Annotated in this window: 22 protein-coding genes; 19 read left to right on the top strand and 3 right to left on the bottom strand. The window is 49.9% G+C overall.

The features are described 5' to 3' along the window. The gene (locus tag NGM66_RS08255; protein ID WP_208908128.1) at positions 1-354 is read right to left on the bottom strand and encodes a winged helix-turn-helix transcriptional regulator; all 354 of its coding nucleotides are present in this window, start codon (positions 352-354) and stop codon (positions 1-3) included. Between the two features lie 102 nt (positions 355-456). Here NGM66_RS08255 and NGM66_RS08250 point away from each other — a divergent pair, with 102 nt between their 5' ends. The 4 genes from NGM66_RS08250 (at position 457) to NGM66_RS08235 (ending at position 2,999) form a co-directional block, all read left to right on the top strand. Next, on the top strand, positions 457-1,047 hold the full coding sequence (locus NGM66_RS08250) for an NAD(P)H-dependent oxidoreductase (protein WP_208908131.1): 591 nt from the start codon (positions 457-459) through the stop codon (positions 1,045-1,047). A 55-nt stretch (positions 1,048-1,102) separates the two neighbouring features. After that, entirely contained in the window at positions 1,103-1,423 is a 321-nt protein-coding gene (locus NGM66_RS08245; RefSeq protein ID WP_258115542.1) for an ArsR/SmtB family transcription factor, read from the top strand. An 87-nt stretch (positions 1,424-1,510) separates the two neighbouring features. Next, complete coding sequence (locus NGM66_RS08240; protein WP_208908135.1) at positions 1,511-1,975, top strand: ester cyclase; 465 nt, start codon at positions 1,511-1,513, stop codon at positions 1,973-1,975. A 148-nt stretch (positions 1,976-2,123) separates the two neighbouring features. After that, entirely contained in the window at positions 2,124-2,999 is an 876-nt protein-coding gene (locus NGM66_RS08235; protein WP_208908136.1) for an alcohol dehydrogenase catalytic domain-containing protein, read from the top strand. Positions 3,000-3,079: 80 nt separating this feature from the next. Here the strand turns inward: NGM66_RS08235 and NGM66_RS08230 are convergent, their stop codons facing one another. Further along, complete coding sequence (locus tag NGM66_RS08230) at positions 3,080-3,724, bottom strand: NAD(P)-dependent oxidoreductase (RefSeq protein WP_208908137.1); 645 nt, start codon at positions 3,722-3,724, stop codon at positions 3,080-3,082. Positions 3,725-3,742: 18 nt separating this feature from the next. Then, on the bottom strand, positions 3,743-4,564 hold the full coding sequence (locus NGM66_RS08225) for an aldo/keto reductase (RefSeq protein ID WP_208908138.1): 822 nt from the start codon (positions 4,562-4,564) through the stop codon (positions 3,743-3,745). Positions 4,565-4,725: 161 nt separating this feature from the next. Between NGM66_RS08225 and NGM66_RS08220 the strand changes: the two genes are divergently transcribed. From NGM66_RS08220 to NGM66_RS08150, 15 genes are all read left to right on the top strand, one after another. Then, complete coding sequence (locus NGM66_RS08220; RefSeq protein ID WP_208908139.1) at positions 4,726-5,592, top strand: LysR family transcriptional regulator; 867 nt, start codon at positions 4,726-4,728, stop codon at positions 5,590-5,592. A 562-nt stretch (positions 5,593-6,154) separates the two neighbouring features. Beyond that, entirely contained in the window at positions 6,155-6,496 is a 342-nt protein-coding gene (locus NGM66_RS08215) for a MerR family DNA-binding protein (RefSeq protein ID WP_208908140.1), read from the top strand. A gap of 12 nt (positions 6,497-6,508) precedes the next feature. Continuing rightward, positions 6,509-7,366: an aldo/keto reductase gene (locus tag NGM66_RS08210; RefSeq protein WP_208908141.1), complete on the top strand. Its 858-nt coding sequence runs from the start codon at positions 6,509-6,511 to the stop codon at positions 7,364-7,366. A 21-nt stretch (positions 7,367-7,387) separates the two neighbouring features. Beyond that, entirely contained in the window at positions 7,388-8,251 is an 864-nt protein-coding gene (locus NGM66_RS08205) for an aldo/keto reductase (protein ID WP_209279995.1), read from the top strand. Between the two features lie 180 nt (positions 8,252-8,431). Beyond that, positions 8,432-10,849 (top strand): BspA family leucine-rich repeat surface protein, encoded by a 2,418-nt coding sequence (locus tag NGM66_RS08200; protein ID WP_258115541.1) that lies wholly within the window; start codon positions 8,432-8,434, stop codon positions 10,847-10,849. A gap of 137 nt (positions 10,850-10,986) precedes the next feature. Beyond that, positions 10,987-11,190 (top strand): SWIM zinc finger family protein, encoded by a 204-nt coding sequence (locus NGM66_RS08195; protein ID WP_208908143.1) that lies wholly within the window; start codon positions 10,987-10,989, stop codon positions 11,188-11,190. After that, complete coding sequence (locus tag NGM66_RS08190; protein WP_208908144.1) at positions 11,141-12,634, top strand: SWIM zinc finger family protein; 1,494 nt, start codon at positions 11,141-11,143, stop codon at positions 12,632-12,634. Before NGM66_RS08195 ends, NGM66_RS08190 begins: the two co-directional genes overlap by 50 nt. 17 nt (positions 12,635-12,651) lie before the next feature. Further along, a complete protein-coding gene (locus NGM66_RS08185) occupies positions 12,652-13,182 on the top strand; it encodes a plasmid pRiA4b ORF-3 family protein (RefSeq protein ID WP_208908145.1) in 531 nt (176 codons plus the stop codon). Between the two features lie 141 nt (positions 13,183-13,323). Further along, the gene (locus tag NGM66_RS08180; RefSeq protein WP_208908146.1) at positions 13,324-13,614 is read left to right on the top strand and encodes a helix-turn-helix transcriptional regulator; all 291 of its coding nucleotides are present in this window, start codon (positions 13,324-13,326) and stop codon (positions 13,612-13,614) included. Between the two features lie 99 nt (positions 13,615-13,713). After that, the gene (locus NGM66_RS08175; RefSeq protein ID WP_208908147.1) at positions 13,714-15,318 is read left to right on the top strand and encodes a cation:proton antiporter; all 1,605 of its coding nucleotides are present in this window, start codon (positions 13,714-13,716) and stop codon (positions 15,316-15,318) included. Positions 15,319-15,690: 372 nt separating this feature from the next. Continuing rightward, entirely contained in the window at positions 15,691-16,317 is a 627-nt protein-coding gene (locus NGM66_RS08170; RefSeq protein WP_245155334.1) for a WxL domain-containing protein, read from the top strand. Between the two features lie 39 nt (positions 16,318-16,356). Then, positions 16,357-16,836: an LPXTG cell wall anchor domain-containing protein gene (locus NGM66_RS08165; protein ID WP_208908155.1), complete on the top strand. Its 480-nt coding sequence runs from the start codon at positions 16,357-16,359 to the stop codon at positions 16,834-16,836. Between the two features lie 152 nt (positions 16,837-16,988). Continuing rightward, on the top strand, positions 16,989-17,327 hold the full coding sequence (locus NGM66_RS08160; RefSeq protein ID WP_258115540.1) for a WxL protein peptidoglycan domain-containing protein: 339 nt from the start codon (positions 16,989-16,991) through the stop codon (positions 17,325-17,327). 12 nt (positions 17,328-17,339) lie between these two features. Continuing rightward, the gene (locus tag NGM66_RS08155) at positions 17,340-18,059 is read left to right on the top strand and encodes a WxL protein host-binding domain-containing protein (protein WP_258115539.1); all 720 of its coding nucleotides are present in this window, start codon (positions 17,340-17,342) and stop codon (positions 18,057-18,059) included. 30 nt (positions 18,060-18,089) lie between these two features. Further along, entirely contained in the window at positions 18,090-22,268 is a 4,179-nt protein-coding gene (locus NGM66_RS08150; protein WP_258115538.1) for a leucine-rich repeat domain-containing protein, read from the top strand. Positions 22,269-22,340 lie beyond the last annotated feature (72 nt).

The raw sequence follows: 22,340 nt of genomic DNA, 5'->3' as shown, positions 1-22,340 counted from the left end.
TTAGCGTTGCGGACCTTTTGCTTGTTGTCGCTCGCCCCAAGTGCAGAGGTCGTCCATGACGGGGATGAGTGACTCGCCCAGTGGCGTTAGACTGTATTCGACCTTGGGTGGAATCTGCGGATATTCCTGACGGTGGATGAGGCCATCCGTCTCAAGCTCACGTAGCGTGTTGGTCAGTGTCTTAAATGAGATTGGTACTAGCAACCGTTTCAACGCGTTATAGCGCAATGGGGCGTGGTTTAGCTGCAGAGCGTAGAGCGTTTGCATCTTGTATTTACCACCGATGAGTCGCAGCGTATAAGCGAAGCCGGTGTCCGCCAACCGATTTTCTGTGATGTAGTCAATATCAGCCATGAGCACACTCCTTTGGGTGAGTACCGCACTTTACTTTGCGTACTTGTTTACCCACCGATTTTACCATAAACTCTAGGCAACAACTTAAAGGAGGAATCACTCGTGAAAACCATTGTTTACGCCCATCCCTATGCTGGTAGTCTCAACCACGGTATTTTGACACGACTGACGGACTACTTTACCCAGACCCAACAGGCGTTTCAGGTGATCGACTTGTACCAAGACGGGTTTGATCCACGGTACTCGGCTGAGGAGCTCCGGTTATTCAGTCGTGGGGAAACGCCGTGCCCCTTAGTCAAACATTATCAGCAGTTGCTTAGCCAGTCTACGGAATTGCTCGTCATCACACCGATTTGGTGGTTCCAACTACCGGCTGAGCTGAAGGGATTTTTTGACAAGGTGATGCTCAAGGGGGTTGTTTACGAGGAGGACCCGGCATGGCGGGGGTTGTTGACTAATATTCAAAAGGCCACCGTCATTACTACGTCGACGGTGACCAAGGATTACTTGCGAACACAGGCCGGCGACCCGATTCAAGGCAACCTGATCAACCGGGTCTTCGCGGATATTGGCATCGACCCACAGCGTACACACTGGATTCATCTAGGTGAGGCCAACACGACCACGGCTGCCGTGCGGAAACAATTTCTGGCGGAGTTGCCGCAACTGTACTTGGACGGCCAGAGTTTTTGAAAGAAATCAAAACTTTTAATTGACATATCGCAAATTAACGATGTATACTCATCACATGGAAATTAATGAAAAGTTATTTAAGGCCTTGGCCAATCAAACGCGGTTGAACATTTTGCGGTGGCTCAAGGACCCGGAGAAGGAAATCACTTCAGTGTCCGGTGAGACAGTCCGGTTCATGATGGCGGAAAAGGGCGGCATCTGTGTCGCTGACATCGTGACCAAGGCGGGCTTGACCCAGTCGACGGTCTCCACGTATCTGAAGCTGTTGTTGGACGCAGGGCTGCTACTTAGCGAGCGGCACGGCAAATGGACGTATTACCGGCGTAACGAAGAGAATATTCAGCGGCTCGGCCAGCTGATTCAGGAAAAATTGTAAGAGATTTTTCCTTTCTTTTTCCAGCTATGTATCGTTAATTTGCGATATGTAGAAATGACTTTTCAAAAAATAAAGGAGATTATCACGATGACTGATTTAACTAAGAACAAACAGGTAGCTGTGACTTTACTTGCCAAGGCAATGCCGGAAAATGATGTGGCCTATGTCCGTCAGGTGGTCACGCCAACCACGACGACACATCGAGCTGGTTTTGCCGCACTCTATGATGCCACTGGTTTTCCAATTCCCAAGGATGGCAACTTCCTCGACTGGATGACGCAGGGGTGGTCGGTCTTGCACGCGGCCCTCAGCGACCAAACAGTTGAAATGAAGCACGTTGTGGCGGAGGGCAACCAGGTGATGTTGCAATATCACATGACAGCCTTGCACAGCGGGAATTTTGCCGGAGCCGACGCCACCAATCAGCGAGTTGACTGGGATGAGGTTGGCATTTTAACCTTTAATGAAGATGGCAAGATCACGGACATGTGGTACCTGGTTGAGGAAATGAAGGTCGCTACGGAACTGGGCTACCAGTTAAAATTGAAGTAGATGTCAAAAAGACTGGACGGCCACGACGGCTATCCAGTCTTTTGGTTAATCCTGTAATGAAATCAGAGCCTGCAAATTAGCCGTCTTGTAGTACCACTTCTTGAAACGCAGGAAGTCTCGTTGCGCCTCGAGCTCTTGAATCTTAGCGGTGGCGTTAAATCCGCATGACGTGCAGGCGATGGCCCGGTTAACGGGTGACCAGACGGCCCGCTATGGGTTTGACGCCGTCGGTACAGTCCTGGCTGTTGGCAGCGCAGTTGAACAGGTTACCGTTGGCCAGCGGGTCTTTTACATGGGCAGTGACCAACGCCCGGGCAGCTTTGCCACGCAACAGGTCGTGGATGCGCGCTTGGTGGCACCGGTACCAGCGGAGCTAACGACGACCGATGCAGCGGGCCTACCCTTGGTCAGCATCACGGCGTATGAGTTGTTGTTTGAAAAATTAGACTTCATCCCGCAACGCGACGCCAATCAGGGCCACAGTATCCTGGTCATCAACGGCGCCGGTGGGGTCGGTAGCCTATTGACGCAGCTGGCCAGTTGGACTGGCTTGAAAGTGTACGCGACGGCCAGTCCGGACCATTTTGACTGGCTGCGACACAATCAAGTCGACAGCCCATTGGATTATCACCGCCCGGTCGCCGAACAGCTAAGTCAAGTGGTCGATGCCACGTTGGTCTTGACCCATTTGGCGGATTATCTGCCACTGGCGGCCGAAGTGACGAGGCCATTGGGCAAGGTAGCGACCATCGTTTCAACTGAGGCGGTGCCGCTACGGCCGCTATTTGGCAAGTCGCTGGGCTTGGCCACGGAGATGGTCTTTAGCAAGTTTTTGCTGCCAATCGCCACCAATAACCAGGGGCAGATTCTCCGGAAACTGGCGCACCTACAAGCAACTGGCGACCTGCATCCCATCACTACGCAAATCATCTCCGGTGGCATTACGGCGGCCAATTTGACCGCGGCGCTGACGGAACAACAGGCCGGACACGTTCATGGGAAGATTGTCGTGACAGCGGAATAGTTTTGTTATAGGAACCTTTAACCCAAAAAAGATGACTCACCGAAAATAAGCGGCGGGTCATCTTTTTTATCAAGTGGTCATTACCGGTCGCCGCCCACCAACGTGATTCGTTGACGCACGTACTGGCCGTTTTCTAACAGGTCGAGCATCCCGGTCGCGTAGTCGGCGTAGCTAATGTAGCTATCGTCATCGTTAGTGGCCAAGTAGTTCTCACCGTCGACGTGGTAGTGACCCGTTGCGGCGCCGGTAGCATCGTAATTAAAGGCGGGCGTGACGTAGGTCCAGGCCAAATTAGAGTATGACCGCAGCCGGTCCAGACTGGCGACTAGCGCGTCGGCCAATGGCAGCCAATCGGTTGGGTAGTCTGCCCGGTCCTTTAGCATCTGGGTGTGCTCGGCGTTGATGTACAGCGTCCCGGCACCACCGACCTTGAGGTAGCGCGTGGTCGTTCCCGCCAGCAGTTGCGCCAGGTGCGAAATGCCCGTGGTGTGGACGGCAAAGGTCTCTGGTGTCCAAGCGCTGACGGCATCGATCACGGCGTCAACACCAGTCAGGTCGGTTTTGGTCAGATCAAAGAGGTCCTTGATCAGCAGTTGGTCATACGGTAGTGTCACTTCGGGGTGATTGCGATGAGCGATGGCCAGAACTTGGTGGCCGCGTTGGTTAGCTTCGCGGATGATAGCTTGGCCGGATTTGCCAAAGGCGCCAATAACAGCAATTTTCATAGAATCAATTCCTTTCGGTTAGTAGCGGTCTTCGCGCATGGATTGTGGCCAGTCCTTAATGGAGTGGTGACGGTCAAATTGCCGGAGACTGGTGATTTCGTCTGGTGTCAAGGAGAAGTCCAAGGACGCCAGGTTAGATGCGATGTGGTCAGCGTTGGTGGACTTGGGGATGGTGACGATCCCCTGTTGAGTCAACCAACGGAGGAGGACTTGGGCGGGCGTGACACCATGTTTCGCAGCCAGCGCGGTTACTTCAGGCAACGCCATCATTTCCCGGCCAAAGGTCTCGCCCAAGGGGGCCCAAGATTCGTGAACGATGTCGTGGGTAGCCAGGTAGGGGTGGAGCTTGGCCTGTTGCCAGAAGAGGTGGGTCTCCACCTGGTCGATGACCGGCTTAACGTGGCTGTTGGCCAGGAGTTCGTCGATTTGGTCAGGGTTAAAATTACTCAAGCCGATTGCCCGAACCTTGCCGGCTTGGTAGGCGTCTTCGAGGGCGCGGTAAGTCTCAAGACTGTGCGTCGTGGGCCAGTGGATCAAGACGAGGTCAAAGTAATCGCCGCCAAAGCGTCGGAGCGAGTCGTCCAGTCCCTGTGCGGTGGCCGCGTAGCCATCCGTCTGCGTCTTGGTGGTCACGAAGAACTGGTCGCGTGCTAAGTCGCTGTTGGCAATGGCAGTGCCGACACCGGGCTCTGTACCATAGACTTGCGCCGTGTCAATGCTGCGGTAGCCCAGGTCGATGGCCTTCGTGACGTTTTCTGCGGTAATGGCCGGTGGTGTTTGAAAGGTGCCGTAGCCCAGAACGGGCATTTGGACGCCGTTGTTGAAGGTAACGTGTTCCATGTGTACTGACTTCCTTTCGAATTTTGATTAAGGCTAGTGTAAACAAAATCCCGGAAAATTGAAAATGCTTATTTTAACTGGCTAGTTATACTATTTATGTATGACTGGCGATTATGCTAAAATGGGCCTAACAGGGTTTGACCAAAGGACGGGTGGTGCACATGGATATTCGGGTACTCAATTATTTCCTCATTACTGCGCGAGAAGAAAATATCACACGAGCGGCGGCATTATTGCACATGACGCAGCCAACGTTGTCGCGGCAGCTCAAGGGGCTGGAAACGGAACTCAATGTCGCCTTATTTAAACGAAGCAATCACAGCATCTATTTGACGCGAGAAGGCCTCCTCTTTCGTCAACGGGCGCAGGACATGGTCAGCATCTTGGAGCGGGCCCGCGACGAACTTCAGGAAACCAGTGAGCTGGCGGGAACCATCTCCGTGGGGTGTGGCGAGCTCCACAGCATGGCTGAGTTGGCGCAGCTGATGGATGACTTTCAGAAGCAGCATCCCCAGGTGAAATTCAACCTGCGTAGCGGCAACAATCAGGACATCAAGGGCTGGGTCGAGCAAGGGGTGCTGGACATGGGCCTGTTGATTGAGCCGGTGGACATTGGCAAGTATGATTTCGTGCGGATGGAAAGCCAGGAAGAATGGGGCATTTTGGCCCATGAGGACTCGCAATTCGCGGACTATTCGGCCATCCGTCCCGGCGATCTGGTGGGGACCCGCGTGATCACGATTTCGGACCGGGTCGTGCAAAATGAATTGGGCAATTGGTCCGGCAAGTACGCCGCGCAAATGCAAAACAAGGCGCGCTACAACCTCCTCTATAACGCGGCCATGCTCGCGCAGCAAAACAACGGCGTGGTCATTTGCCTGAAATTAAATCAGCGGTTTGCCCATCTGAAATACATTCCGTTAGAACCCAAGTTGACCCTCAACTCGGTTCTGGCATGGCGCGGGCAACAGCCACATTCGGAGGCAGCCAAGGCCTTCATCGCCTTTGCCCAGCAGGAGAAGCACTAAATACTCAGCTGATTGTGGGGACTGGCCGCCTTGCCGTTGCGTGAAAGTCTAGGCTGGAACGCTGGGGGAGGGCGGGACGAGCCAAAGCCTGGTCTTGTCCCTTGCTTTGAGCCGAAGTGCACGTCTCAAAGTCACCAATTTACCAGCCAAACCCACTGCTAAATTCCCCGGCTGAGCCTAGATTTCACTTCACTCTCGGCTAGACTGGTGACTGACTCGCGGAAACATGTGCTTCTGGTATTGACGGATAATTGTTGTTGCCGAGTAGATCGTGGTGGTAATTGTGACGGGCTACTTAGCATTCAAGAACGAATCTTGTCGCCATAACCCCGGGTGTCACCACTGTCTAGCTACTTTTAAACTTGCATTACTGGACACTAAATTTAACTGAAATTGGGACGCGGATAGAAAACTATTCGCGTCCTTTTTAGATACTCATAATTTGTATTTCTGTGTCAACGAAATAAGTATTTTACATATCTAAACAAGCACGCTAAACTACAGACATTGATTAGCACAGCGCGTGGTAATCAGTGAACCAGCTAGGTAGGAGGTGTGGCAGGTGACAGGTGCGGAGTTGCAGCGTCAATATCAAATTTCCAATCAGGTGTTACAGGACTTTGCGGCTTGGCGGGCCATCGCGACTCCCCGAGCAGCGAGTCCAGACTATACCAGCGCGGACTTGCCGGTCCTGCGGTTGATTACTCAGCTGCGGCGTTTGGGATTCACGCAACAGGAAATCGCCGCGTATCTACGGTGTGAGGCCAGCCCGGCCGCTAGTAATGAACGACAGCGGCTATTGACGACTAAGCGCCAGGTCGTTTTGGCCAGCATTCATTCGTGTGAGCAACAGATTGCGGCGATTGATTATTTACGGTTCAAAATTCGTGAGGAACAAAATTAGGGAGCGATACTAATGGAATACACAACGTTAAATAATGGGATTCAGATGCCTAAATTAGGACTCGGTGTTTTCCGGGTCACCGATCTGGCAGAAGCCGAAGAGGCCGTTTACCAAGCAATTCAGTTAGGCTACCGGTTGATCGACACGGCCGCCGCCTATGGCAACGAACAGGCCGTGGGGCGGGCAATCAAACGTAGCGGGGTCGACCGGGCCGACCTGTTTATCACCTCGAAGCTGTGGTTGACGGAAAATTCTTATGAGGGTGCGCAAGTGGGCCTGCAACGGTCACTGGATCACCTGGGGCTGGACTACTTGGACCTGTACCTGATCCATCAGCCCGTGAGCGATTACTACGGTGCTTGGCGCTACCTCAGCGAAGCCTATCGTCAAGGCAAGATCCGGGCGATTGGCGTCGATAACTTTACCCAGCAAAAGCTTGTGGACCTGATCAATTTCACGGACGTGCGGCCAGCCGTGAATATGATTGAAGCCAACGTCTTTAATCAGCGCGAGGCGGATCGGCAAGCCATGGTGGACTATGATGTGCAGATGGAAGCCTGGTCACCGTTCTCTGCTGGTAGCGACAACGTCTTTGAACTGCCCGTGTTGAAGCAGATTGCAGCGGCGCATGAGAAATCAACGGCGCAGATCATCTTGCGCTGGCTGATGCAACGCGATATTGTGGCAATTCCGAAGACGGTCCACGTTGACCGGTTGCGGGAGAACCTGGCCATCTTTGATTTCACGCTCAGTGACGCAGAAATGCAGCAGATTTCCGCACTGAACACCGGCAATGGCTTTAACTTGCCGGAAGATGCCCAAGGCTTCCAAGCCATGTTAGATATGTCAAAGCAATTTTCAGTAGATTAATAAAGGAATAGGTGAAGATAAATGGATATGACAACAACTTACACATTAAATAATGGCTATCAGATTCCAGTCGTTGGGTTTGGGACTATCATTCCAGACGGCCCGGCGACCGTGACGGCGGTCAAGGACGCCATCAAGAGCGGCTACCGCCTGATTGATACGGCGGAAATTTACGGCAACGAGGTCAGTGTGGGGCAGGGGATTCGCGAAGCCATGGCGGAAAATCACCTGAAGCGCGAGGATATTTTGGTCAGCACCAAGGCCTGGCATAGTCACCGCGGATATGAACAGACGCTTCAGGCGTTCAATGAGTCTTTGGCCAAGCTGGGGCTGGATTACGTCGATATTTACCTGATCCATTGGCCGGCCAATGCTAAGTGGCATGAAGATTGGCGCCAACTGAATGCCGATACCTGGCGCGCATTAGAAGAATTGTATCGTGCCGGCAAGATTAAGGCCATCGGGGTCTCTAACTTCCTAGCGCACCACCTGGAAGCCCTGATTGCAGACAGCGACATCAAGCCGATGATCAATCAATTGGAGTATCACCCGGGCTTTGCGCAGACGGCCGCGGCCGAATACGCGCAGTCCCAAGACATTCAAGTTGAAGCTTGGAGTCCCTTCGGTGGACCAGACAGTCATGTGTTACAGGACGAAACGGTTAATGCCATTGCTGCCAAGCATGGTAAACAACCCTCGCAGGTTGTCTTGCGTTGGCTGATCCAAAAACAAATCGTCCCACTGACCAAGTCGACGAGTCCGGACCACATGCGGGACAACCTGACGGATTTTGATTTCAACCTGACGCCAGCGGAGATGAAAGCAATTGACGAAGCCCCGTACAGTGGCGGCTTCCAGTTTGACCCGGATACGGCGCGGTCGTAATTGCGTTGTGATTGAGGAGCTGTGGCAGATGCTGCGGCTCCTTTTGCGTATTCTGACAATGGGGGTGCGTTGGCATAGGTAAGGTAACCGGGTCTAGGGAGAGGGGGCGATGGCTTAGCAAACGTTGTTTGATTTGCGAACCATTTAACGTAATTCTTGCTTAGCTGGTTTATATTTATATTGTTAAAACGAAAAAAATCAAAAGTCCGAAGCCACCTCAACTATCTATGGTATACTTTTGCCAGAGTCATTCGAACCATCAATAGTGTAGGGGGTCACAACATGTCGTGGGAGAAGACAGTGGCAGTGCTGGCTGGTTTGGTTATCGGGATAGGCTTATCAGGGGGAGTGATAGCTGCGCCGGCTAGCGAAGGACTGATGACGGCGAAAGCTGCGGGTACGGGGCAAGCCTATCATGGCACCCTGGGAACGAATTGTACGTGGGACTTGTCAGCGGATGGCAAGACGTTGACGATTGCTGGCACTGGCCCAGATGGCAGTGGCACGTTGCCAGAAGCAAATGCGAATCCATATTTTGGTTCTGGGGTACTGTATGACTTAATAACTAAAAATTCAAACTATGATGCCCTTGGTTATTTGCAAACAATCAAGTTATCTGGCAACTTAAAGACAGGAAAAAGTGCAGACTCTTTATTTGCTGGATTTAATGCGTTTTATGGGGGCGGTCCAATAAGTCTAGAAGGACTTGATACTTTGGATACACACGATACCGTTAATATGAAGGGCATGTTTCAAAGAAGCTCATTTAAGTCCTTAGATTTGTCGAATTTCAATACCCAAAAGGTTACCAACATGTCGAGTATGTTTAATGACGAGCAACAGCTTAAAAAAATAGATATTTCAAGCTTCGATACAGACCAGGTTACTAATATGCATCAAATGTTTATGGGGTCGGGTCTTTCTTCACTAGATGCAGTTTTAGATAAGCTGGATATGTCTCAGGTGACTGATATGGGTGGCATGTTCGGGAGTATGGAAAATTTGACTAGCCTTGATGTTTCCAGGTTGGATACATCGAATGTCGTTGATATGTCATCGCTGTTTGACCGGGATAAAAATTTAAAAAAGATTACTTTTGGTGGAAAATTTAATACAAGAAAAGTTGAATTCATGGGGTACATGTTTTCAGGGTTAACTAGCATGACTGATCTGGATCTTAGCTGGATTGATACCAGTGATGTCACGAGCATGATGTATATGTTTTCTGGCGCAACAGGGCTTACATATTTGGATCTTTCAAAGTTTGATACTAAGAATGTTGATGATTTTCAATTTATGTTTCAAGGAGATTCCAGCTTACAGAATGTTAACCTCTCATCGTTTGATACATCGAACGGAACAAATTTTTGGTGCATGTTTAAAGACTGTACTAGTCTGGAAAAATTGGATATTCCTAATTTTGATGTTAGCAAAGCCTTTAGCAATGTATATGTTTCAGGGATGAATAACGGCGAACAACAAATGTTTGCCAACGACACAAGTTTAACCAGTTTAGACATTTCAGGTTTTAAAATGACTGAAGATGATCCATGGTATACATTTACTGACGATATGTTCTTCGGGGATGAAAAAATTTCTCGGTTGGTTCTGGGCTCCGGTGTTCGTTTTGTAACAATCCCTAATACAAGTGAAGGGCCACAGCTCGCTAATATAATACCAAGTGCAGACTACACGGGCGCCTGGCAAGCAGTTGGCGCAGGAACCGAGGACGATCCCCGAGGGGCAGTTTATAAATCTAGCGATGCTCTCGTTAAAGCTTACGAAGGCGATACGCGACCAACCGGGGTCCAGACCTACGTGTGGCAACCCGTCAATCGGCCGGTCACACCACCAGTGACGCCGCCAGTGACACCGACTGTGCCGCCAAGACCGACGCCGGTTCCGGATGAGCCAGATGAAGTCTTTACCGGTAGTAGTCTCAATGCCATCAAGAAGATTGGCTTCTACCGTCGGCCAACGTTTACCAAGAAGAACCGCATCACTTGGTTTGCCAAGGCGCCGCGAACACGGCAACCTCAGTTCGTGGTCATCGGCAAGGCGGCCTCCAAACACGGGGTGGCGCGCTACCGGGTGCGGGACGTGAATCGGCACTCTCAGACCTATCGACTGACGGGCTACGTGACCACCCGCGCGGCTTACGTGGAACCGACCTACGTGTCCAAGAACACACAAGCCAAGCGCATTACCGTGATTAATCCACGGGGCATTAATGGCTATGGTCGGGCCAATTTAACGCAGAAGCAAAGACACTACCGGCAGGGCCAGCAGCTGAAGGTCAAACGTATCGTCACGCACAATCTCACGACGCGCTTCCAGCTGCCAAATGGGCAATACGTCACAGCCAACCGGCAGTGGATTCAAACCGGGCGTCGCGCATCCCCACGGCAAATTAAAACGACCCACACGATTTGGCGTTACCGAGATGTTAATTTTCAAAAGAAGACACACCACTATCGGCGTCACCAGCAATTACGGATTCTTGGCTGGGACTATTCTGACCACGGGACCTTGCGTTACCGGGTAGCCGGCGGGTATATTACGGCGAATACGCGTTGGGTTAAGGTGGTTAAACGTTAAGCTGTCAGTAAATAGCGTTAGTGTGATTCGGGAGCTGTGGCAAGTGCCAGGGCTCCTTTTGTGACTTTGCAAAAAATCGTGGCTTTCCAGAAGCAAGCTGGTATAGTAAAAACAGATGTGATTGGGGAGGTGGCTAAATGGATTGGGAAGCGTTGTTTGATCCGCAAATTATTAAGCGGGGCTGGGATTATTATCAGCAGGATGTGATCACGAATTTTCGCAACCGTGACGGTAAAATTACGGCGACGGTACGGGGCAGCAAACGCTATCAGGTTGTGCTGGACGTGCAGGGTGATCAAGTTACGCGCGGGCAGTTGTACCTGTCCCTACGCCGCCGGTGACCGCTACTGCAAGCACATGGCCGCAGTGTTGTTTATGGCCGATGACCTAAGTGCGATGGGCGACACGCCCCAACCGGATGAGTCAGCTATCGCCCAGCTACTCAGCCAAGCGACTGCGCAACAGGTCAAAGCCTTTTTGGCCCAAACGATGCGGATTGACCCGGGACTAGTCTCGTTGTTTGCCCGCCAATTAGCGCAAGATAAAGGCAAGGAGAACGACGACTTGGTCGGCTACATGAATCGGCTAGACCAAATTATCCAAACGTACACGGGTAATACCCGCTTCGTCGACTACGAACAGGCTGAACCGTTCACCACGACGATGGGCCAATTTCTCTCGCAAGAGGTGAACCAGTTGATTACCGTGGGGCGGCTGGAAATGGCGCTTGACGTGATTAATCAGCTCGTCTTGAAAACCGCACGGCTGGAGTTTGACGATGGGCAAGATGATGAAGTCATGTGGTTAGTCGACAAATGTGTGCACGCCTGGCGACAAGTGCTTGGGCAAGGAGACTTGCAGTTGAAGCAAAAAGCATTTGCGTGGTTCCAGGTGCATGTAAAGGGGCTTAATGACTTTGAGACGGATGCATTGACACTCGTGTTTGATTCGTTTCAGGAGCCAGAATTCTTGCAAGAAAAGGTCGTTTGGACATCTGAAGAGCTACGCGCAGTGCCGCAAATTCGTTTTCAGTCCGAGCGCCAACATCAACGGCGTCGCTGGGCCAAATGGCACTTGCGCGTCATGCAACAACTCAAGCTGGCGCCAGATAAAATTGAACAATTCTGCTTGCACTATCTAAGCGTTAAGTCGGTGCGACTGGCATATGTGGATTTATGCATGGAACGGCAGGACTATGCAACGGCCATTCGGCAATTGATTGCGGGCCAGCAAAGCGCGCAACCATTGCGGGAGACGGCTTTCAGTGACCGGTTGCGACGGCTGTATCGACAACTGGCTAAAGCATCCACGCCGGAACAAAAGCTATCTTTGTTTGCGCTGAGCTATCGGCTGGGCGACACCGGGTTCTACCAAGCGCTCAAGCAACAATTTCCGGCTAGCGAGTGGCCAATCAAGCGGACGCAACTGTTGGGGATGTTACCGGGAAACACGGACTTAATGCCCCTACTGGCAATCGACCAGTTATATCCGGAGCTATTGGCTAAGGTGATGGACCGACCAGGGTTGCAGGCAGTACTGACCTATCAACGGCTATTGCTACCAAAGTACGCGCCGCAGCTGATCCAAAAATATGTGCAGGAGCTGCACCGACTGGCAGAACCGGCCAAGTCACGTGATCAATATCACCAGTTAGTTATTTTGTTGGTGAACCTGAGCAAATTACCAGGTGGCCGGCCAGCCGCAAATCGGGTAGCCTATGATTGGCGACAGGATTACCACCGCCGTTCAGCAATGATGGATGAAATTAACCTTTACTTTAACTAAAACGAGGAGCGATCAATATGCAAGATTACCCGATTGCCATGGAAATTACGGTCAAATTACAAGATGTTCAACCCGCCACTTGGCGGACACTGCTGGTGCCCATTTCGATTCGCTATGACCAGTTACACGTGCTGTTACAGCTAGCCTTTGGCTGGGAAAATGAGCATCTGTACGGTTTCTGGCCCAAGGGACATCGTGACCAGCAATACCTGGCCGTGCTTGATGAGTTCTACGATGACCCGACTGACCTGACTACGGATCAGGCCTACCCGTATCCAGATTTGGCCGTTGGACCGGTGATTTACGAATATGACTTCGGCGATAGCTGGGACCATGAAATTACGCTGAAACACGTCTTAACGGCGGCTGAGCTGGATAACCGGCAGCTGCCCAGCTGTGTCCGTGGTTCTGGACCGAATCGGCAAGAAGACTCTCGCGGATTGGCAGACGCAGACGGGGATGCTTACGACCGCAAGGCAATCAATCAGTTGCTTGCCAAGTGGGCCAAGGCAGGTGACCAGCTGATTTCGGGACCCGGGTATTACTGAGTAAATGGGCATGACGAATAGCGGAAAATCGGACTGGCAAGTACAGTCTGGTTTCTCGCTACTTGTTATTCTCTAGGACAACTCGTTTTTAATGACGGGATTGCTAGCCTTTACAGTAAAATTCAAATTGAGGAGCCGAACATGATGCTTAAAATTAGTAGTGAACAATCAATTGCATTTCACCCGGGATATTACATTCAGCAGTATCTGGATGATCAAGGGATGAATCAGCGAGAACTCGCAGATCGGTTGCATACGACAGAAAAGAAGATTGGTGAATTAGTCAATGGCAATATCTTGTTGGATGACAAGCTAATCGATGGCTTAGCCTTAGAGCTAGGAACCTCAACAACTCTATGGCATAACCTAAATGAAAAGTATTTAGCGACTAGACAGCAAGTAGAATGGAAGCGGCAGTTAGAACGAGAATAGGACCCCCAGCAATCAAATTAACAAGCGTTTTTGATTTACAACCAGACGTCCTTGCCTAATAATTAAGTTTAGTTAATGAACTTAAAATGAGGTGTCCAAATGGGGTTACTTATTTCAACTGCGGTCCTGGTGGTCGCAGCGATGCTGAGCATTGTCATCAACCGGCGCTGGTTGCCGCGACTCTCCGTGAACTACGTCAGTATGCTGATGGGAGCGGTCATTGCGCTGATTCCGGTGGTGAATGGGTTAGTCGAAAAGTTTAATTCTGAAATCTTTATCGGGTTGATCGTGGCCCCGCTCTTGTATTTCGAAGGGCAAAATACCCGGCTGAATCTAGTTGGCCGTCACGTGGGTGAAATCGTGAGTCTGACCGTGGGGATGGTGGCGCTGTGTGCGATTGCGGCTGGTTTAGGCAGCCACGTGCTAACGGGCATCGGTCTACCGTTGGCTTTCATCTTAGCTGCCATCAGTACGCCAACCGACGCCACGGCCACCGAGTCCGTGACGATGGGGCGGGTGTTACCGCGGCGAGAACAGGTCAGCTTAAAACTAGAATCGCTCTTCAACGATGCGTCAGGAATCATTTTGCTAAATATGGCCATTCTGTGGTACGTCAACGGCTACGTGAACTACTCGCAAACGCTGTGGGATTTTGTTTACTCGGCCGGTGGCGGTATCATTTTCGGCGGCGTCCTCAGTGCGGCGATTGTTTACGTACGTCAATTGATGTTGCGTTCAAAGTTGAACTTCATTAATAACACGTATAACAACGGGACGCCCCTCAAAGTAGTTTACCTGATGACGCCATTCGTCTTGTACTTTGGGGCCGAAGCAGTCGGCGTTTCTGGCATCATCGCCGTGGTCTTTGCCGGGCTGGTGCACAACGCTGAAGGGGAACGGAGCGCGTTGGCCAATCCACAATTGGCTAGTGACATTCATCAAATGGTCGGCTTACTGAGTGACCTACTGAACAGTATCGTCTTCTTGGTCCTGGGCATCGTCTTGGTGCGGATCACCCTCGACCGGTCAGTGAGCTACGACGGGTCGTGGCTGTGGGTCGTCATTGGCCTCGTCCTCTACCTGGCCAATTTGGTCGTCCGCTACGGCTATGTCCGGCTGGCCCACCGCGTGCCCAATCGTGAGGCCTGGATCTTTGCGCTGGGCGGTATCCACGGCGCCGTGACGTTTGCCTTGGCGTTCACGGTTGCGGAAACGCAGGTGCGAACGGCTGACTTTAACTTGGTGTTGATGTCTGAAAGTTGGCTGATCATTTTAAGCCTGCTGGTGCCCACGGTTCTCTTCCGCTGGCTATTGCCGAAAATTCAAGTGGATGTTGATGCCACTGAGCGACTGGCCCGCTTGCGGGAACAGATGATTGAGACGGGCGTGCAAACGTTGTGGACACTCCCAATTTCACAAGAATTCAAAGAGGCCGTGACCTTTGATTTGCGCTCGCAAAATGGGCATACCAGCATCAAACAATTTTTTGGCGAGTGGCGGCGAATGGTCCGGCACCCAGAATATACGCCCGAACAAATGCGTGAGTTGGTGAGCATTTACCGGCAGTTTTTCCAGGTGGAGCGCACGTTCTTACTGACGCAACATGCGGCCAAACATGAAATTAGTGAGGATTTGTTCAATGTTTTGTACCGGGAAATCACGATGGCTGAGATGGTGGTGCTGGAATATGGGGTCAGCGAGTAAGCGCCGATTCAGTTGAGACTCGTCAAATAAAGCCGCTCTGAAAATTGGCGCGGCTTTTTTGACGTATTGAGGGCCGCGCCAAATGAAAAAAGTTAGTCCCCAAAACGGTTCATGTGGGTGCAAATTTCTGCGATGAAAAAAGCCTGTAATCCGTGTCAGAATTGGCTAAGTGACGTGTCGACGGATTTTGAGAGTGGTGCTATAATAAAACGTGTATGGTTGTTAATAGAATTGTTTGTGAAACTATTTTTCAACCAAAATGTTTGACAAAGCAATTTCTGCCAAACATCTCAATGACCGGAGTAGTTTAAATCTACATAGAAGGGAGTTTGGGAGCAACTTGTCGGCCGGGGTTACTTTCAAGTGAAGAAAATGAAAATGAAAACAGGATTATTAGCTTCTGCAGTTGTGTTGGGCATGGCTTTGGCGTTGCCAATGGGAGCTAGTGCGGCGGATACGGATTCAGGAGACAGTGCGACTAAGTCAGCTAGTGTTGATGTAACAGCTGGTAGTTTGCTATTTACCAAGGATGGCGGTATGCAAATGGCACCATCATTCCAATTTAAAGCCAATGTTGGTGATACAAATGGTACAAAAAATGGAAACCAAACAGTTGATACATCTAACAAAGCAACGTCGGACACCTATACAGGAACTGATCTAGGGGTTGATGATGAAACGGGTTCCGGTGATGGATGGCAGGTGACAGCAGAATTAGGTGAATTTAAAAGCACAGATGGTTCTGATAAGACCTTAGGGGCAACGTTAACGATGCCTGCGACAACGGTTGGTTCAACGACGTCAACACCCAAAGAATTAACGGCTGGTGGTGCTGGCCAAGTTGTATTTCAAACTGATACCGACCATACAGGAATGGGTGAATCAACGGCCGATCTTTCTGGCACCACTCTGGCATTACCAACGAATGCTTATGCTGGGACTTACGTTGCAACTCTGAAGTACACATTAACTTCAGGTCCAGACAGCACAACCGCCTAAACCAAAAAATCTATCCACTAGCAACGAGGGGGCTAGAAGATGGAAACGCAAAAATCTGTTGGCGTGACGATTGGTCAGGAATCCAGCCACAGCTCCAGTCAGAGTTCGTCTCAGAGTTCGAGCCAGAGCGCCGGTAGTGGTGCGGCGAGTCACGAATCTAACCAGCAACCGGGCAAGCAACCCGCGACACAGCCGAGTCACGCGACCAGTCAGCGCACCAGCCGACCGGCGACGCAGACGCTGCCACAGATTCCGAATCAAGCCTTGTTAGTCTCGGGGTCTAAGCTACCGCGGATGCCCATCTTCAACTCCGTCTCGACCGGCTCCGTCGCCAGTGACCGCCGCGCGACAATCGTTCGTCCACGACCAAATCCGGCCAAGCGAACCACGTCGACGCTGGCCGTTGCCTGGGGGCGTTTGCCACAGACCGGTGAAGTCGCCGTGGGGTCCTCGGTCCTGCTAGGACTCATCTTGCTGGTAGCCCTAGGCTTACACGCCTACCGAACATTACGTCGCTAAAAAGTTAAGTTAACTTTCATCCGTATCGTGTGCCACTGATCAAGCACGCTGCGTGGTGAGAGCATCCCAAAAGTATGAACAGACCGGGCGCAACATTTCCCGGTCTGTCATGCTTTTAAGGGATACATATTTGTCAGAGGGAGAAGTATTTGATGATGAAACTGCAAAGAAAATGGGTGTATGTCTTAGCCCTCGTCTGGTTCACGGTCCTGGGGATTGGCCTCGGGACGCCGATTAACGCACAAGCCGCCGGCAACAGCGCGCCCGCCAGCTTCACGGTGGCACCGGAACTGCCAGCGGACAATGCCAAACGGGTGGACTATTTTGATTTTAAAGTCACCCCAGGCCAGAAACGCGTCCTAGTGTTATCGGTCACAAACAACGCTAAAAAGACGACCACGTTTGACATCACGCCACGGATCGCGTCGACCAACACCAACGGGATTTTAGACTACGGGACCAACAATACCAATGCCAAACTCCCGGCGTAGCTCAAGCAGATTATGACGCCAGCGCGGACCAAATCCGTGAAGGTTCTGGGCAAGCACACGGTCAAGGTGCCGTTCAAATTCACGGCGCCAGCTAAGCAGTTTACCGGCGTGATGCTAGGTGGGTTCACGATCGCTGAGCACGGCGCCAACCAGCAGTCTAAGTCAAAGAGCAAGGCGACCGGGGTCGTGGCCCACGTGCAGTACGTGATTGGCTTGGAATTTTATAACAAAATCAGTCATACCGTCACGGCACCCATCGTGAAGTTTTACCAAGCCCACTACGGCCTGGCTCAAGCGCGGCCGACCCTGAGCTTAGGGATGGCCAACCAAACGCGGGGCCTCGTGGGGCAAGGCAAGTTAACTGCCAAGCTAACGGATAGTCAGCAAAAAGTCGTGAAACATTTCACCAAAGAACAGATGACGTTCGCGCCACAAAGCAATTTCAAGTTGAACCTGGACTTGGAGAACAAGCAACTGGCCGCGGGCACCTACACGTTGTCCGGGACGTTGACGGCTAAGGGCGGCTACTCCTGGCATTTTCAAAAGCAGCTGACCGTCACCAACGCCCAGGTGGCCAACGTTAAGAAGAACGCCGCCAACTTTGGCCCGCAAAAGACCTGGAAGGATTACCTGATGTACGCCATCGTCATTTTGGCTGTGCTAGTCTTGTTGTACGAACTGTACAAATGGCTCAAGAAACATCTGGGCAAGAACCAAGCAGATAAAGCGTAAAAAAGTGTCATGGGGAAGAGGAGATGCGCTTTGCCAAACAAGTCGAAAAAATTCATGCGATTTTTAACGTTACTGCTAGCTTTGGTGATCTCGCTAGCAGTGCCCCTTCAGTCGCTCAGTGCGACCACATTTGCGGCCAGCACAGCAGCTAGTGATTCGAGTAGCGCATCGTCGACGAGTGATGATGAGCCAGTTAGTGAGTGGATGCCGGATACGGCGTTGCAACAGGCAGTTTATGATGCTCTGCATAATCCGGATGATTCTCATCAGACGCAACATGGTAATGATATAACATCAAAATCTCAGATTACGAAGGCAATGATGACGGATATTGTCAACATACCTGCTCCCAATGCTAAAATTACTGATTTGACTGGTTTGCAATATGCCACTAATCTTGTGCAATTTGATTTTAGTGGCTCCACGATTACGAAAGCACCAGGGGATGATACGTCAAGAAGTTGGTCGATTTTTGATCACGTCGTATACAACAATCTGGGTACTGTAGATGCGTCATCACCGGATGTCGATTTGTCTGGCTTGCTTAGACTGAGTAACTCAGCAAATAAACCAGTTTACGTACTTAGTGGTGATAGTGAAATTGGGATGCCAAACACTGAGTATAGTCCCACCATTAAGACGGGCATTCAAGTTAAATCATTAATACCCGGAAACAATATAACGTATAATCCACTTTTTTCTAAAAGACAAGCGTATATTCCGGTATCTAATTGGTATAAGGGTTTTGTAAACACTGATAGCGGTTTTAGTTATCACAAGGTAACTATGGCACTTCCGGATGGAAATTCACTTCCAGATGGTGTTACACCTGATGGCTCACGTATGATTATTGACCTTAACAAGTGGGGGGATAAGGAATTAAGTATTCCTCAATTTGCGATTAGTGATGTGTTTGACGACAGTCCAGAGTTTTCAGGGAAAACTGTTACCTATTACAATGAAAACGAGATGCTGGATGCAACTGTTCCGGAACCCACAAAAGAATCGCAAGCGGTTCAAGTTAGCAAAGATTCTTCAGAGGGAACAATTGATACAACAGATTTTGGCCTAGGAACAGCCACTAATTCCGATATTGAAATTCAGGTTCCCAGTGATTATGAAGACACTAATGATCCTAATAACAGTAAGTATTTGACTGCCAACGATATTAGTTTTACGCCTGATTTAACGAATAAGGAAATCAAGTTCAAATTGACAGACTCAGGGCTCGAAAAACTAATTGCCAATAACTTGACATCGGACGTTATGATTACAGTCAATGGCAAGGTGATTGACTTGACATTGACAGTCACAGAACCCACAGATGAATGGATGCCAGATTCAGCCTTACGGTCACAGTTACAAAAAATTTTGACTGCTGACGGTTATGGTGACCTGACCAAGGCTAATTTAGCCAACTTGACTAAGTTGCCTGATGGTCAGACGTTGACAGGCATCAGTGACCTAAAGGGATTGGAATACGCCAAGGGATTAACTAATCTTAAGATAACAGATAGTCCTAACTTGGCAGTTCTCAAAGAAAGTAATGGCCAAGTTCTGTCTAATCTGACGAAATTAACTAACGTAGAAATTGATAACTCATCGCTTGGTACTTTAGATGGTTGGGGGTTGGATGACCGGCCTGAATTAACCACTCTCACGGCTACAAATGATGCTCTAGCAGATTTTGGAGGATTGACTGGCGATTCAGGGCTAACATCTTTGGATCTCTCACATAATTTAATTAGCAGCAATTTACCGGATCTTACGGATTATCCTGTGCTACAGACGATTCTTTTGAATAACAACCAAATTACAGGAGCAGTCCCAGCGAGCTGGTCACAATTACAGAACCTTCAAATGCTGAATCTTTCGAGTAATTCCATTAGCGATAGCTTACCGGATCTTACTAACTGTCAAGCGCTACAGACACTTTATCTGAATGATAATCATTTTACAGGAGAAATTCCGTCGAGTTGGTCTGGATTACAGAGTCTGCAAAAGCTGAACCTCTCACAAGAAGCGGATGGAAGTGAGTATCAATTGAGTGGGTCTTTGGATGCAATTGCTTCATTGGCCAACTTAAGTGAAATCAATTTAAACTATAATAACTTCAGCGGTGCTTTGCCAGCTTCATTGTTCACATCGAAGTTGACTAGTTTCCAAGGTATCAATAACGAGTTTACTGGCGACTTACCCGATTTAAGTAAGGCTACTAGTTTAACTGACATGCAATATGGCGCAAACCATATCACCAGTGGTACTACTTTGAAAAATGCCTATGGTAATTATCAAACCTGGTCAATTGCTAGTCCAGACTGGCAAACGTCGCGTGATGGCAAGACCATGACATTAGATTTAAGCAAGTATTATGGTGGTGAGCCAGGTCAGGATTATCAATACTTAGGGATTGACATGAACGGCGGCACCCAAACAGGAGCTAAATTGACCTATAGTGATACTGGTCATCCGTTATTGACGATTGATACAACGGACAAGAGTATGACCAGCGGGACCTTCACCTTTGCTTTATTTGATCAAGCGAAAAAGCAAGCTATCCATGATGATAACGGCGGTATGAACTATCTAGCCACGGTAAGCGTCCCACTCACACTTGCATTACCTAAGTCCTATGGAATTACAACCAACGATGTTAAGTTTGGTTCCCACCAAGTTGGTTCGGGTATTACCAACGCAACAGACTTTAACTTGTCTGTCAATTCAACTAATGCGGCCGGTGATTCTTACCAACTAACCGCGGCAACTTCCGGGTTGTCCGCGGGTGGACATGAGTTGCCGCTATACTATTACAACGGGCAACATAGTGTCTTGCTAAATAGTGAACCACAATCGATTTATGATTATCAACCGACATCGGCTGATGATACCAAGGTAGTGGGTGATAGTAGTCAGGCTACTGCGGATACAGTTGACAGTACAACAGGGACCAAAGGCAACCTGCGGACTGACGTTGGGTCCACAGCATATACCGGTAATTATAAGGGTAATATCACGTACACATTAGCCGATGCGCCGGCGGAGAATTCTACAACGGCAGCTCAGGACGCCGATCTAACAAAAATCAGTTCGCTTAGTGGGCTCAGCCCAGCATTGTCAGGCCTCAGCGCAACAGATGAAGCTACGCGGGCAACATTGGCAACGAATATGACTAGTTTTGTGAAGTCGGGATTGACTGATGCTGACGGCGTGCTGTACTCAAGTTACACGGCAGGTCAATCTGGCGGAACGTATGAAGAACTTAGTGAAACCGGCAGTTTGTGGCTACTGGCATTAGCAAATTCAGGAGATGCCACTGATTTTGATACGGCATTTGCGGGGATGGTTAAACGCTTCTACGACAGTGACAAGGGAATCTTTAATTGGCAATCTAAGGGCGCCGACCATACGATTACGCAAGGAAGTGCCTCGATTGACGACCTACGAATCATCCAAGCGCTGTTGATCATGAACCAAAAGGATCCCGGAAACAATGACCGGGTAACGTGGCTTAAAACGCTGATCAACGGGTTCACAAAGTATGATTTGAATGCGTATTACCAAATGATCGATGGCTATAGTTCAAGTGGTCAGGAGAAACGGATACGGTTAGACTATTTGGACCTCGCGACTTTGAAGGCCATTTATGAATCCAAAGGGTTGTACGATTCTGGAAATACTGCCGGAGAAACTGCCTACCAGCAACAGTTAAAACTGATCAAGGATAGTTACATCAGTGACAAATTCCCATTCTTCGCTACATTCTATGATTACAGTACAGGTAATTATCAGGTTCCAACAGATGCCGGCGAAAATGGTCTTACTGCTGAACACATCAACATCACTGATGGGTTACTGACCATGTTGAATCTTGCCAAGGTTGGAGAATTGCCACAGGCTTCGTTGGCTTGGCTGAAAGCAAATACTGCTGATCGCCATATTTATAACAACTATAACTTGGATGGTACGCCAATCGCCGAAGAAGATGCGGCTTCCAACTATGGTTACGTTGCGCAAATTGCGGCTGCAGTCGGGGACACGACTCTTTATAGCCAGGCATTATCGGCCATGAATGCGATGACGCCTGCGACTAGCGATAGCCCGCTGTCTGGTTCTACGTACTACGGTACCGAATCATACGCCTTCAATGACCTAAACATGTTGCTGGCCTACAATTCCGTTGCGTTTGGAACGACCTCTTCAACTAAATAGTTTAACTGGAAAACAAAAGACATCACGTCACTCCCAACCGGGAACGAGCGTGATGCCTTTTTGCTATACCAC

This window comes from Levilactobacillus yiduensis, assembly GCF_024718525.1.
GTDB classification, from domain to species: domain Bacteria; phylum Bacillota; class Bacilli; order Lactobacillales; family Lactobacillaceae; genus Levilactobacillus; species Levilactobacillus yiduensis.
This window is presented reverse-complemented; position numbering and strand designations above follow the sequence as displayed.

Bases quoted from the DNA above. Each gene is read 5' to 3' on its own strand.
- NGM66_RS08245 (WP_258115542.1), top strand. From the start codon at position 1,103: ATGGAAATTAATGAAAAGTTATTTAAGGCCTTGGCCAATCAAACGCGG.
- NGM66_RS08240 (WP_208908135.1), top strand. From the start codon at position 1,511: ATGACTGATTTAACTAAGAACAAACAGGTAGCTGTGACTTTACTTGCC.
- NGM66_RS08165 (WP_208908155.1), top strand. From the start codon at position 16,357: ATGGAAACGCAAAAATCTGTTGGCGTGACGATTGGTCAGGAATCCAGC.
- NGM66_RS08255 (WP_208908128.1), bottom strand. From the start codon at position 354: ATGGCTGATATTGACTACATCACAGAAAATCGGTTGGCGGACACCGGC.
- NGM66_RS08210 (WP_208908141.1), top strand. From the start codon at position 6,509: ATGGAATACACAACGTTAAATAATGGGATTCAGATGCCTAAATTAGGA.
- NGM66_RS08225 (WP_208908138.1), bottom strand. From the start codon at position 4,564: ATGGAACACGTTACCTTCAACAACGGCGTCCAAATGCCCGTTCTGGGC.
- NGM66_RS08195 (WP_208908143.1), top strand. From the start codon at position 10,987: ATGGATTGGGAAGCGTTGTTTGATCCGCAAATTATTAAGCGGGGCTGG.
- NGM66_RS08220 (WP_208908139.1), top strand. From the start codon at position 4,726: ATGGATATTCGGGTACTCAATTATTTCCTCATTACTGCGCGAGAAGAA.
- NGM66_RS08170 (WP_245155334.1), top strand. From the start codon at position 15,691: ATGAAAATGAAAACAGGATTATTAGCTTCTGCAGTTGTGTTGGGCATG.
- NGM66_RS08205 (WP_209279995.1), top strand. From the start codon at position 7,388: ATGGATATGACAACAACTTACACATTAAATAATGGCTATCAGATTCCA.
- NGM66_RS08155 (WP_258115539.1), top strand. From the start codon at position 17,340: ATGACGCCAGCGCGGACCAAATCCGTGAAGGTTCTGGGCAAGCACACG.
- NGM66_RS08175 (WP_208908147.1), top strand. From the start codon at position 13,714: ATGGGGTTACTTATTTCAACTGCGGTCCTGGTGGTCGCAGCGATGCTG.
- NGM66_RS08180 (WP_208908146.1), top strand. From the start codon at position 13,324: ATGATGCTTAAAATTAGTAGTGAACAATCAATTGCATTTCACCCGGGA.
- NGM66_RS08160 (WP_258115540.1), top strand. From the start codon at position 16,989: ATGATGAAACTGCAAAGAAAATGGGTGTATGTCTTAGCCCTCGTCTGG.
- NGM66_RS08185 (WP_208908145.1), top strand. From the start codon at position 12,652: ATGCAAGATTACCCGATTGCCATGGAAATTACGGTCAAATTACAAGAT.
- NGM66_RS08230 (WP_208908137.1), bottom strand. From the start codon at position 3,724: ATGAAAATTGCTGTTATTGGCGCCTTTGGCAAATCCGGCCAAGCTATC.